The 12,921-nt window shown below is 35.4% G+C and carries 11 protein-coding genes and 1 rRNA gene; 8 read left to right on the forward strand and 4 right to left on the reverse strand.

Annotated elements, in window-relative coordinates; all coding sequences use genetic code 11:
• Positions 1-32 precede the first annotated feature (32 nt).
• From rrf to FUA48_RS06900, 3 genes are all read left to right on the forward strand, one after another.
• Positions 33-141, forward strand: a 5S ribosomal RNA gene (gene rrf / locus FUA48_RS06890).
• Between the two features lie 237 nt (positions 142-378).
• Positions 379-681, forward strand: a complete 303-nt coding sequence (locus tag FUA48_RS06895; RefSeq protein ID WP_147582857.1) for a hypothetical protein — start codon at positions 379-381, stop codon at positions 679-681.
• A 135-nt stretch (positions 682-816) separates the two neighbouring features.
• Complete coding sequence (locus FUA48_RS06900; RefSeq protein WP_147582858.1) at positions 817-2,157, forward strand: sigma-54-dependent transcriptional regulator; 1,341 nt, start codon at positions 817-819, stop codon at positions 2,155-2,157.
• Here the strand turns inward: FUA48_RS06900 and FUA48_RS06905 are convergent.
• The 3 genes from FUA48_RS06905 to FUA48_RS06915 all read right to left on the reverse strand — a co-directional run bounded on the left by FUA48_RS06905 (position 2,154) and on the right by FUA48_RS06915 (position 6,472).
• Positions 2,154-4,547 carry an ATP-binding protein gene (locus tag FUA48_RS06905; RefSeq protein ID WP_147582859.1) on the reverse strand — a complete coding sequence of 798 codons (2,394 nt, stop codon included), beginning with the start codon at positions 4,545-4,547 and terminating at the stop codon, positions 2,154-2,156. The two genes, FUA48_RS06900 and FUA48_RS06905, sit on opposite strands and share 4 nt — an antisense overlap.
• 83 nt (positions 4,548-4,630) lie before the next feature.
• Complete coding sequence (locus FUA48_RS06910; RefSeq protein ID WP_129749203.1) at positions 4,631-4,969, reverse strand: helix-turn-helix domain-containing protein; 339 nt, start codon at positions 4,967-4,969, stop codon at positions 4,631-4,633.
• Positions 4,970-5,329: 360 nt separating this feature from the next.
• A complete protein-coding gene (locus tag FUA48_RS06915) occupies positions 5,330-6,472 on the reverse strand; it encodes an acyl-CoA dehydrogenase (RefSeq protein ID WP_147582860.1) in 1,143 nt (380 codons plus the stop codon).
• A gap of 95 nt (positions 6,473-6,567) precedes the next feature.
• Between FUA48_RS06915 and FUA48_RS06920 the strand changes: the two genes are divergently transcribed.
• Positions 6,568-7,638 carry an anhydro-N-acetylmuramic acid kinase gene (locus FUA48_RS06920; RefSeq protein ID WP_147582861.1) on the forward strand — a complete coding sequence of 357 codons (1,071 nt, stop codon included), beginning with the start codon at positions 6,568-6,570 and terminating at the stop codon, positions 7,636-7,638.
• Here FUA48_RS06920 and FUA48_RS06925 read toward each other — a convergent pair.
• A complete protein-coding gene (locus FUA48_RS06925; RefSeq protein WP_147582862.1) occupies positions 7,635-8,297 on the reverse strand; it encodes a response regulator in 663 nt (220 codons plus the stop codon). The genes FUA48_RS06920 and FUA48_RS06925 overlap by 4 nt on opposite strands.
• A gap of 106 nt (positions 8,298-8,403) precedes the next feature.
• Between FUA48_RS06925 and FUA48_RS06930 the strand changes: the two genes are divergently transcribed.
• The 4 genes from FUA48_RS06930 (at position 8,404) to FUA48_RS06945 (ending at position 12,876) form a co-directional block, all read left to right on the forward strand.
• Positions 8,404-9,126, forward strand: coding sequence for a LytR/AlgR family response regulator transcription factor (locus FUA48_RS06930; RefSeq protein WP_147582863.1), 723 nt, complete (start codon positions 8,404-8,406; stop codon positions 9,124-9,126).
• Between the two features lie 186 nt (positions 9,127-9,312).
• The gene (locus tag FUA48_RS06935) at positions 9,313-9,492 is read left to right on the forward strand and encodes a hypothetical protein (RefSeq protein WP_147582864.1); all 180 of its coding nucleotides are present in this window, start codon (positions 9,313-9,315) and stop codon (positions 9,490-9,492) included.
• Between the two features lie 62 nt (positions 9,493-9,554).
• On the forward strand, positions 9,555-11,582 hold the full coding sequence (locus FUA48_RS06940; RefSeq protein ID WP_147582865.1) for a tetratricopeptide repeat-containing sensor histidine kinase: 2,028 nt from the start codon (positions 9,555-9,557) through the stop codon (positions 11,580-11,582).
• A gap of 67 nt (positions 11,583-11,649) precedes the next feature.
• On the forward strand, positions 11,650-12,876 hold the full coding sequence (locus FUA48_RS06945) for a Glu/Leu/Phe/Val dehydrogenase dimerization domain-containing protein (RefSeq protein ID WP_147582866.1): 1,227 nt from the start codon (positions 11,650-11,652) through the stop codon (positions 12,874-12,876).
• Positions 12,877-12,921: the final 45 nt, after the last annotated feature.

Raw genomic sequence — 12,921 nt, forward strand, 5'->3', positions numbered from 1 at the left:
GTAATCATGTTGCCCAAAGCAACATAACGACTTAAGGTGGTTATTGCGGCGGGGCTCACCTCTTCCCATTCCGAACAGAGAAGTTAAGCCCGCCTGCGCAGATGGTACTGCATCTTGTGGGAGAGTATGTCACCGCCTTTCTTTTGAAAACCCTATCCATAACCGGATAGGGTTTTTTGTTTTGTAGATATTCTGATATATATTAAAAGTGTAGAAATTCTACACTTTTTTTGTGTATTTCCACACTTTAAGCCAATTGTTTTATTTACGGTTTGAATTTAATTAACTGTTTTTCAGTTTATTAGCTTGTGTTATTATTTCTTTTTTGTTTTGGTATGATTCTTTCATTTGTATGAATGTCTGACTGATAAAACGGCTATGAAAAAGAAAAATTTATTATTGGCGATATTGTTTTCTCTTACATTATCTGTAGGGGCAACAACCTATGAGTCTACTGTTTTGCCAGTTATTGAGGGTAAGCAGGAAAAAGAATATAGAAAAATAGATGTATCTCAGGTACCGGCAGATGTGCTAAAATCCATAAGTGCAAAATATGCAGGTTATTCCTTAACTGAAGCATTTGTTTCTGAAGATGCAGAATATAAGGTAGCTTTATTAAAAGAAGGAAATAAAGTAACAGCATTTTACAAAGCTACAGGTGAGTTTATTAAAGAAGCTTAAAAATATATAGTAAGGTGATTTGAAGAATCTGGTAAATTCTTCAATAGAAGGAGATGTTAATTCATCTCCTTTTGTTTTTATTAACACTTTAAAAATACCAAAAGCATTAAATTTGTGCCTATAGATTTTAATTAGATGAGTGTAAAAATTCTGGTTGTTGACGACGATACTGCTTTCTGCATAATGCTGAAAACCTTTTTGCAAAAAAGAGGGTACGAAGTAGTAAATGCTTTTAATGGTAATGATGCTCTCCAGGAACTTAATAAGGGCTTTTTTGATATTGTATTAACCGATATCCGCCTTCCGGATAGTGACGGGCTTGAGATACTTAAAAATGTAAAGCAATTGTCATTAAAAACTCAGGTTATTTTAATGACTGGCTATACCGATATTAAAACTGCCGTTAATGCGATGAAGATGGGGGCCTTTGATTATGTAGGCAAACCCATAAACCCCGATGAGATACTTTATACAATACAGCAGGCATTATTAAAATCTGAAAATAAAAATTCATCTCCTTCAAAAGCCAGTGCAGTTAAGAGTCCCAGCTCTCCTTTAAATTTTGTTAAAGGAATAAGTAACGATTCTGCAAAATTGTATGATCATATAAATCTTGTTGCGCCAACTAATATGTCTGTTCTGATAATAGGGGACAGCGGTACAGGAAAAGAATATATTGCACAGTCAATACATATGCAAAGTAAGAGGGCTGATAAACCTTTTATTGCGGTAGACTGTGGTGCTATACCCAAAGAACTTGCCTCAAGTGAATTTTTTGGACATTTAAAAGGATCTTTTACCGGTGCAGTAACTGATAAGACGGGGCATTTTGAAGCTGCTAACGGAGGAACTCTTTTTCTTGATGAAGTAGGGAATCTATCATATGAAGTTCAGGTGCAATTGCTGCGTGCGCTTCAGGAACGTAAAATAAAGCCTGTAGGAAGTAATAATGAAGTCCAGGTGGATATACGTGTAGTTGCAGCTACAAATGAAGATTTAAACGAGGCTGTTAAACGCGGTGATTTTAGAGAAGACCTTTACCACAGACTTAATGAGTTTTGTATTCGTGTGCCTAAGCTTAATGAGCGTAAAGAAGATATAATGATGTTTGCAAATCATTTTCTTGCTCAGGCTAATGATGAACTTGAAAAAGATGTAGAACGTTTCGATCAGAATGTTATTGATTTATTTTTGAGTTATGCCTGGCCAGGCAATCTTAGGGAAATGAAGAACATTATTAAGCGCTCTGTATTATTAACCAGAGGTGCCGCAATAACATTGGATGTTTTGCCTCCTGAAATGGAGCAGGCAGCTAATGAGGATATACAGTCTGATTATTCTAATATAAGTGAGGAAGAGGCAATTCGTAAGGCACTTGAAAGGACAAATAATAATAAGTCTAAAGCAGCCAAACTATTAGATATAGACAGAAAAACTCTTTACAATAAACTTAAGTTGTACAATATAGATCTTTAGGTAATTTCTCCTCTAAGCTTCTCCAGTAATACATCAATGCTATTGCAAACTGTGTCTATCTGTTGCTGAATTTTATTCCAGTCGTCACTATAATGTCGTTCTTCCAGAGTATCTAATACTTCAGATATATGAAAAGCTTCAATTTGTTTTAGCATGGGTATCATCTTATGAGATACTTCCACAACCTTTTGCTCATTGGTTTCAGACAACGCTTCATTTAAATGAGTACAGTTTTCAATGGAACTTTGTATAAAGGTCTCTATAATCATTTTAAGTGACTCAGGATCGTTTTGGGTAAATTGTGACAGACTTTTTAAATCATATAATGGCCTGTTAAGATTAAAGGTTTCCTGAGTTTCTTTTTTTTTTGTTTTATTGTCACCAAATATATTTGATACCAGTGCCAACAGCTGATTTACATTAACTGGTTTAGGGTGAAATGCAGTAAATCCTTTTTCTTTAAAATACTCATCTGTCAAATCCTTCCTTCCGGATAGAGCTATGATAGGTAGGTCAAAATCACTTTCCTTTAGTCTTTCCAGTAATTCAAAACCATCTATGCCCGGCATTTGTATGTCGGTTAGAATGATATCAAAATTGGATTTTCCAACTATATTCGGAACAGCTAAAGCATTAATCTCAGTAGTTACAACTGCATTTTTATCTGTGAATACTTCTTTAAGTAGTGATAACTGTGTTTTGTCGTCATCCACTAAAAGTATTTTTTTGTCCTTTAAGTAAGGGTAAGAAGTATCTTCTTCGCCTGTTGTGTCAATCGTAGACTGAATACCCTTTATATAAGGAATAATTATGGTAAATACCGATCCTTTTCCTTCTTCACTCTCCAACTCAATTGTTCCTCCAAGGAGCTCAATTATCCTTCTTGAAATGGTTAACCCAAGGCCTGTTCCTCCAAACTTTTTCTCGATACCCGGATTTGCCTGTGTGAATTCCTTGAAAACGTTAGACTGACTCTCTTTTGCAATACCAATACCGGTATCGACTATACATATTTGTATGCTTTCATTTTTTTTGACAGCAGTAACTTCTACTGATCCCTCGTTAGTGAATTTTATCGCATTACTTATAAGGTTAGTGAGCACCTGTTTTATTCTGTAGGGATCAGATAGAATAGTGGTATCAAGTTCATCCTCTACGTCCCAGTTTAGCTCAATATTTTTATTTTCTGCTGAATGCTCTAATGTTCTACAGGTATTTTCAATGAGATTTTTAAGGTTAAAAGAAGTGTCTTCAATAGTGATACGGTTGTTTTCAAGCTTAGAGAAATCTACAAGGTCGCTAACCAGTTTTAGAATATAGTCGGCAGACTCCCTGATGTTTTGGAGGTATTGTTTTTGTTTCGGGTTTATATCTGAATTGTAAATCAGGTCTGAAAAGCCTATAATACTCCCTAATGGTGTCTGTAAATCGTGTGTAACCGTGGCCATAAGCATTGTTTTACTTCGCAACAGTTTCTCATTTTCTGTATTTAACAGTTCCAACTGGGTACGGTATTCCTGGCTTTTGGTCAGGTCGTTTATAATAATCCATGCAAACAGTATTATTATAAGTAGTGCCGCTCCGCCTATCCATGCCATTTTATCGAGTGTTGAAGAAATAGCAGCTTGTGAGTCGGTAATTTTGCGATACGATTTTTGAAGGATTTCATTCTCTACTGAAGAAAGTATGACCCTGAGCTGTTCGGTTATAATACGGTTTTCGTCCAGTAATATCTGTTCCTTCTGATTAAGCTTCCTGCGTTGGGCAAGGTCGTCATTAATCATTTTGTTTACGACCTTATTGTAAGCTATGGTAAGTGAATCGTTTGAAGCAAACTTTCTTATAGAGTCAAGCATTTTAGGGGTAAGGGCTGCGTTTACAACTTTACTCCATTCATACCTTTCCTCAGGCTTTAGTGGTGTGGCTTTGTTGACAAGAGATTCTTTAGTTTCCTTTATTTGCTCTTTGCCTTTTTCGTATAAATTTTGAGGATTGTTTGTGTTACGGTACTTTATAATACTATTTACACTAATTCTCTTTTGGTTTATAAGTAATTGTATAGAGTCAAACTTTTTGGTTTGAGCAGGGTCTGCTTCTTGTTTTAAGATGTCGATATCTTTACCTATGCTGTCAATTAGTTTGGAATAAGTGCTATAGTCGCTTTCCTCACCTGTAAGCATAGCAGTCCTTCCTAAAGCTTCTGACGCATAAAGATTAGTGATTACATTACTTATCTGAATGACTTTAGTGTTGTCATTTCCCGTAATGTTTTTAGATGCTGCTTTTGATATTTCGGTATAAACGAACCATACCGCAAGTACTGCAAATATAAAAAGCAGCAGGTACCCGGTTATGACCTTATATTTTACTGATTTTGTTTGATGCGCCATATATTAAAGATACCAATTAAAGTATCTAAATTAAAACGCTCTCAGGTAGTATAAAGTATAAAAAAGTATTTTTTAAGAATATATTAGCTTTTTACAATTACTCTTAAGAAGTTTATTTCTTCTTTAAGATGTTGTATTTCTGCCTTAAGGCTCTCTACTAATATTTCGTAAACTTCTTTATTAGCTTGGTTAAACATATCTTCTCCCGGTTCAGTCTCGCTGATTATCTCGTTGAACAGGTAGTTAATGTTTACGTCAAGAATCTGAACAATTTTTAAAAGCTTTACTACATTTAATCTTCTGTCATCTTTCTCCAGTCTTCCGTAGTTACTTTGTGTTACATCAAGATGGATAGCCATGGCTTCTTGTGTGATTCCTTTTTCTTCTCTAAGTTTCTTAATTTTTTGGCCTATTACGTTCATGGTTTAGTTGGCAATAATTAAATTATAACTAATATTCAAGTTTGTTCATTTGATGGTTATAAATAAGCTTTTTAAAAATGCTATAAAATATTGCAGTAAGGTGTGCAAAACCGTAACTCCTTTTAGTATTATAACTTGTGTTAAGCTACATTTATTTTATAAAAATAGAAAAGATGATTCCGTACAGGAAAACTTCACTGAAATAATCGATGTAAAGCATATTTTTCCCGTTAAAAAGTAAATATATAGTTAAAAAATGATAGTTATATTTTAGATTAATTTTTTAACAATTGGATTTTCAAGAGTGTTAACATAAAAAAAGCCGGTTTAAAACCGGCTTTTTTCTGTTTATTCGAAAGATTATTTTGTAAGAATTGATCTTGAAATTACAATTTTCTGAATTTCAGATGTTCCTTCATAAATCTGAGTGATTTTTGCATCACGCATAAATCTTTCCACATGATATTCTTTTACATATCCGTTGCCACCGTGTATCTGTACAGCTTCGATAGTAGTGTCCATAGCTACCTGAGAAGCATAAAGTTTAGCCATTGCGCCACTTAGATCGTAGTTGTTGTGGTTGTCTTTATCCCATGCTGCCTTCATGCAAAGGTGGCGGGCAGCTTCAATTTGAACAGCCATATCAGCCAGTTTAAATGCAATAGCCTGGTGGTTACATATTTCTGTACCAAAAGCTTTTCTTTCCTGAGAATATTTAAGAGCAAGTTCGTAAGCTCCTGAAGCAATACCTAATGCCTGAGATGCAATACCGATTCTTCCTCCTGCAAGTGTTTTCATTGCAAATTTGAAACCGAATCCGTCTTCACCTATTCTGTTTTCCTTAGGAACTTTTACGTCAGTAAACATTAATGAATGTGTGTCAGATCCGCGGATACCAAGTTTTTGCTCTTTTGCACCTATTTCAAAACCAGGCATGCCTTTCTCAACGATTAAGGCATTAATACCTCTGTGTCTTTTTTCGATATCAGTTTGAGCGATAACTAAATAAACATCGGCAGTACTTCCGTTTGTAATCCAGTTTTTAGTACCGTTTAGTAAGTAATGGTCTCCTTTGTCTATAGCTGTTGTTTTTTGCGAAGTAGCATCACTACCTGCTTCCGGCTCAGAAAGACAAAATGCACCTATAATCTCACCTGATGCCAGGCGTGTAAGGTATTTTTGTTTTTGCTCTTCGGTACCAAAAGTTTCAAGTCCCCAGCATACAAGAGAGTTATTTACTGACATAACAACTGAAGCTGAAGCATCAACTTTAGAGATTTCCTCCATTGCAATTACATAAGACATGGTGTCAAGCCCGCTACCTCCGTATTTTGGGTCAACCATCATACCAAGAAAACCAAGTTCTCCCATTTTTTTAATTTGCTCAGCAGGGAAAATTTGTTTTTCGTCTCTTTCAATAACACCCGGAAGTAATTCATTTTGGGCAAAATCCCTGGCTGCCTGCTGAATCATCAGATGCTCTTCAGTAAGTTTAAAATCCATAACTATCTAAATTGTAATATTGTAATTTTGTTTATTTGCGCCCAAAAGTAGTTATTTAATGTGAATTTTTCAATATCAATATTTAATTTTAGCGCATGATTGGACAAAACTACAACGTTTTAGGGATTATGTCGGGAACTTCGCTTGACGGGGTTGATTTGGCACACATTATTTTTACTGTAAATAATGGTAAATGGTCTTATAATATTTCTGAATGTCAAACAGTTGCTTATAGTGATGAGTGGGTTAAGAGATTGAAAGAAGCTGTTAATTATAGAGGTGATGAACTAGCGGAATTAAATACTGACTATACCTCTCTTTTAGGGGGTGTTATAAAAACCTTTATTGAGGATAATGCAATAAAAGGTCTGGATGCGGTTTGTTCCCATGGTCATACAATTTTACATCAGCCGGCTAACGGGTTTACATTACAGATAGGCAATAAAAAGGAAATTGCTGATATAGTTAATGAGACCGTAGTTTGCGATTTTAGGGTTCAGGATGTAAAAATGGGCGGGCAGGGTGCTCCGCTTGTACCTATAGGAGACAGGCTTTTGTTTGCAGATTATACTTACTGTTTAAACCTGGGAGGGTTTTCTAATATTTCTTTTGAGAATAACGGTAAGCGTCTGGCTTTTGATATATGTGCGGTAAATACAGTATTGAATTACTATGCTAACGGTTTAGGGTTGCCTTATGATGATGGAGGAAAAATAGCTGCCGGAGGAAAAATGATTCCTAAACTTTTTGATGAATTTAATGCTTTAGCATTTTATAGTATGCCTTTTCCTAAGTCGTTAGGCTTTGAATATGTAAAAGAGGTATTGCTTCCCTTAATGGAAAGTTATGATAATAGTGTAGAAGATAAAATGCATACGTTTACAAAGCATGTTGCGCTACAAATAAGTAACGTGCTTAAAGATATGCCTAAAGGTAAATTGCTTGTTACCGGTGGAGGTGCCTATAATACTTTCCTTATAAAAAGTCTTGAAGCTCTATTACCTGAAAATACTGTCGTAATTCCTGGTGATAAAACAATACAGTTTAAGGAGGCGCTCATTTTTGGCTTGTTGGGTGTATTAAAGCTAAGGGAAGAGGTGAATGTACTTTCCAGTGTTACGGGGGCTAGTAGGGATCATAGTTCGGGGATTGTGTTGGGGGGTTAAATAATGCCTATTTTTTTAATGGCTTCAATGAGATCGTGGTCGTCTCCGCTGCTTCCTTCAAGAAACATATTTTTGAGGTTTGCTTTTCGTTTTTCTATGGCGCTTAGGGAGAGCGGTACATAGTTGGGGATATTTTTTGTGAGTATTCCTTCGCTAAGCCTCATAAGTATCTGTCTGTCGTAACTGTCGAGGTTGTACTTGTCGAAGTCTTTATCTCTTAGCGATTTCATGATTTTGTTGCTCATGTATTTCTCGCCGTCAAAAATTATCTTAAAGGCGTTTACAAACTCATCAATATCAATGTCGCTTTTGCATAAAATACCTTCCGGGTTAATGTCTTTAATCAAACGGTCAACTAAAGAAGCCTCACTGTGCATTGTTAATATGATAATAACACAGTCTGGAATGGTTTTTCGAATAAGCACACCTAAATCAAAGCCCGATGTTATGTTTTTTTCTTCATACGGGGGGAGGCTGAGATCAAGGTAAGCAATGTCGAAATGCTGGCTGGTAATAAGGTCGTAAGCCTGTTTGCAGTCCAGTGCTTTAGTGAATATAAGATTATGCCCCTCAATGTTTTCATCTGATAAAACATTGATGTAACCGTTAACCGTCATGGGGTGGTCGTCAACGATAAGAATTTTTAAATCTCTCTGCATATACAAATCTATTAGGACAAATTTAACAAAAATTACGGTTAAACCGTAAATGTCCTAAATCAAATTTAATATATTGCCGTCGTTATTTTAACATTTTTCAGGATAGGTGCAATATTCATATCTAATAATAGACGAAGATATTAGCGCGAAAGACACACTGGCGCAGCTTGAGGGTTTTCCTGAATATTTTTGTGCAGGGGTGGCGAGTAGTAAGGATGAAGCTGTAAACAAAATACTTGAGTTACAGCCGTCATTGGTATTTCTTGAAGTTTCTCCAAAAAATAAAAAATCACAACTGTCCCTTTCTATTATTACAGAACTGCATCAATATATTGATACGCTTCCTTATTTTGTAGTAACAACTTCCAATACAAAATTTGCGTATGATGCTATTAAGGCAGGTGTTTCAGATTATCTTTTAAAGCCGCTTAATCATTTTGAATTGAGAAAAGCTTTACTGCGTTTTGAAAAGACCAGTCCGGCTGCATCAAGAGATACTATATGTATTAAGTCATACGGTGACTATCAGTTTATCTCGCTTAATGATATTGTGTATCTTAAAGCAGATAATAATACGACCGACTTTTATCTGCAAAACGGCAAAAAGCTTACAGCTTATAAAACGCTTAAGCATTATGAGTCAAATCTGCCGTTTTTCTTCTTCAGGATACATAACAGCTATATAGTAAACAGTAATTATATTTCAAGAATTAATACGGGTAAGGCACTATGTTATTTAAATAACAGTGATGTGTCTATCTCATTTTCTAAAACATTTAAGGATAATATTGATGCTATTATCCGAAAGGTTGCTCCCGAAAATTTATAAAACAGCATTTTACCCTTCAAACAGGTCGAGTTACTCGCGTGGGGGTGTCATTCACTAAAACTGCTGTAAATCATGGTGATAGGTAGCGTTTTCTCGCTTAGTTTTGCTTCAGAAATAAACAAATAAGCAAAACAGAATTAATTAAAAAATTTAAAAACCCTATCCAATTTAAAAAAATTTAACACCATGAAAAAATCACTTCTTACTTTAGGTCTTATTGCATTCGTTAGTTTAACAGCAGTATCTTGCTCAACAGATGACAGCGCATTAGAGGATACATCTGCAGATAACACGTTCGTATCAACTCCAAGTCCAGTAGATAATGGAGATATCGAACTTCCAAAACCACCGGCAGGCAGAAACTAAATAAGTTAAAAAATTATATTATTTTTGAGGCAGTAGTAATAACAACTACTGCCTCAAAAATTTTGAACAACTACCAAAAAATATTCTTCTTTCTCGTTTTTTTTATCCTTGTTATTTCCTGTAAGGATAGGGAGGAAGAATTGTCTATAGAAGATAATACAATACACAGTTTATTTAAAAAGGCAGATGATGCTTCTGATATTGATATCAGGAAAATGTATCTTGATTCTGTAATGATAAAAGTAAAGGATTATCCTATTGAGGATAGTTTGCCTAAATTTTATCACAAGGCGTGTAAAGGGTATTACAATTCTGATTTTTATGATGATGCGCTAATTTCGGGACGAAAAAGTCTTTACCTGTATAATAAAGCAAAGGATAGTCTTAATTCCGCAGAAGTCATGTATCTGATGGGAAGTATTTTCTACCATGGAAAATCTGAAAGGGACAGTGCGTTTGCTTATTATACCCAGTCGGAAAAGTTATACCAGAAACTTCATGATTATGATGGCCTTGGGAGGAGTAAGCTTTACAAGGCTTATATTTATTACAATAGTGGTGAATATCAGTTGTGTGAAACCGAAGCTGTAAGGGCTTTGGCTCTTTTGCAGGGTAAAGATGTTATCGATTTATATAACTGCCATAATCTTATTGCGGCCGCGCTTGCGGGGCAAAAAATGTATTCTCAGGCTATAGAATATTATGAGTTTGCCATGAGGCAAATAGAGTCTTTTTCTAAGGCGGGCTACAGTCAGGAATATATTAATTACTACAGGGCCAGTTGTTACAACAATTGGGGCGAGGTATATGTGGATATGGAGGAATATGATAAGGCTATTGATTTATATAGTAATGCCCTTAAGCTTATATCCGAAAAAGATTTCACATCCTTATATGCAAAACTTCTAAACCATCTTGCTTATGCCAAATTTAAAAAAGGGGATATGAAAGATGTGGAAGCAAACTTTCTGAAATCTTTTAAAATTAGAGACAGCATCAATAATGCTTATGGTATTATATCAAGCGAAATAAAATTAGGAGAGTTTTATGCCTATAAAAAGGATACTGTGCTTGCGGTTGACTATTTAAAAGAGGCTTATCATAACGCTAAAGAGCTTAAAAGCGGTGACGATATACTCAAAGCATTAGATAAATTGGCCTTAATAGACAAAAAACGCTCTGATCTTTATTATTCCAATTATAAAGCTGTTACTGATAGTTTACAGTTAGTGGCGCAGGAAAACAGGGATAAATTTGCACGTATAGAATATGAAACCGACAGGCTTCAGGATGAAAAGGAAGCGCTGGTAAAACGTAATGGTTTTATAATAGGAGTATCTGCTATGGTTATGTTATTTATTGGTGCGGTTTTTATTATTTATTACCTGAACTCAAGAAACAAAAAACTATTGCTGGAACAGGAACATCAAAAGGCTAATGAGGAAATTTACCAGCTGATGTTCGAGCAGCAAAATAAAATTGATAAGGCAAGGGAAGAGGAGAAGAGTCGTATAGCTATGGAGTTGCATGACGGTATACTTAATAATATATATGCGGTTAGGCTGAATCTCGAGTTTATAAACAGAAAATCGGATGATGAATCTGTAGTTAAGAGAAAAGAATACATAAAACAGCTGCAAACGGTAGAGAGTGAAATAAGAAGCGTTTCGCATGATCTTAGCCGTAATGCGGTATTTCAGGATAAGAGTTTTAAAGATGTATTGGAGTCGCTTGTTATGAGTCAGAAAAATAAATTTAAAACTGCTTTTGATGTCGCTGTAGATGGTACCATTAACTGGGATGAGATGCCAAACATCCAAAAAGTGAATGTTTACAGGATTATTCAGGAAGGGTTGCAGAATATCAATAAGTATAGTGTTGCCCAAAATGCTATGGTGGAAATTAATAAAGATGGTAATGCAATAAGCATTTATATTAAAGACGATGGTATTGGCTTTGATCCTGAAAAAGTTAAGGGAGGTATAGGTTTAAGGAACCTTAGAAAAAGGACTTCTGTACTTAACGGAAAACTGGATATACTTTCTTCTCCCGGGCAGGGTTCAAAAATTAAGATTGTCTTCCCTAATTAATAAGATAAATAGAGAATTCTCATTTATTTGTTTTATATATTTGTGCCGATTTAAAAATGTTCAACGAATGAAAGATTTATTAAAGAAATACGAAAATAAACAACCTGAAATAGTTTTTAACTGGAAAGACTCTGAAACAGAAGCAGAGGGGTGGACAGTAATTAATTCACTTAGAGGTGGTGCAGCCGGTGGAGGTACCAGAATGAGAAAAGGACTTGATATGAATGAAGTGCTTTCTCTTGCAAAAACTATGGAAGTTAAATTTACGGTTTCTGGCCCTGCTATTGGCGGAGCTAAATCGGGAATAAATTTTGATCCGGCAGATCCAAGAAAAAAAGGCGTTTTACAACGTTGGTATAAAGCGGTTTCTCCACTATTAAAAAGCTACTATGGTACAGGTGGTGACCTTAATGTTGACGAAATACATGAGGTAATCCCAATGACCGAGGAGTGTGGTGTGTGGCATCCGCAGGAAGGTGTGTTTAACGGGCACTTTAAACCAAGCGAGGCAGATAAAATTAACCGTATCGGTCAGTTAAGACAAGGTGTTATTAAAGTAATTGAAAACCCTGCTTTCTCTCCGGACGTTGATAAAAAATATACTGTAGCCGATATGATTACTGGTTATGGTGTTGCAGAAGCTGTACGTCATTTCTACGCTATTTACGGCGGTGATGTAAAAGGCAAAAAAGCTATCGTTCAGGGTTTTGGTAACGTAGGTTCTGCAGCTGCTTTCTATCTTGCAAAAATGGGAGCTAAAGTTGTAGGTATTATAGACCGTGACGGCGGACTTCTAAATGAGAACGGATTTACTTTTGAAGAGATAAGAGAGCTTTTCCTTAATAAGGATGGTAACAAGCTTGTTGCTGATAATATGATTCCGTTTGAGGAAATCAATGAGAAGATATGGAAAATAGGTGCAGAGATATTTACACCTTGTGCAGCATCAAGACTGGTAACAAAAGAACAGTTAGATAATATGATTGCTGCTGGTCTTGAGGTTATTTCTTGTGGTGCTAACGTTCCGTTTGCAGATAAGGAAATCTTCTTTGGTCCTATTATGGAGGAGACAGACAGTAAAGTAAGCTTAATTCCTGACTTTATTTCTAATTGTGGTATGGCAAGGGTATTTGCTTACTTCATGGAGAAAAAAGTTGGTATGACAGATGAGGCTGTATTTAACGATACATCTGAAACAATTAAAAAAGCAATTGAAAGAGTACACGAGCAAAACAGCTCCAAGCTTAATATAAGCAATACTGCTTTTGAAATAGCTTTAAAGCAACTGGTATAATACATCAATAAAATTTATATATTTAATGACAGATAATTTTTATCT

It is taken from the genome of Flavobacterium alkalisoli (genome assembly GCF_008000935.1).
Lineage (GTDB): Bacteria > Bacteroidota > Bacteroidia > Flavobacteriales > Flavobacteriaceae > Flavobacterium > Flavobacterium alkalisoli.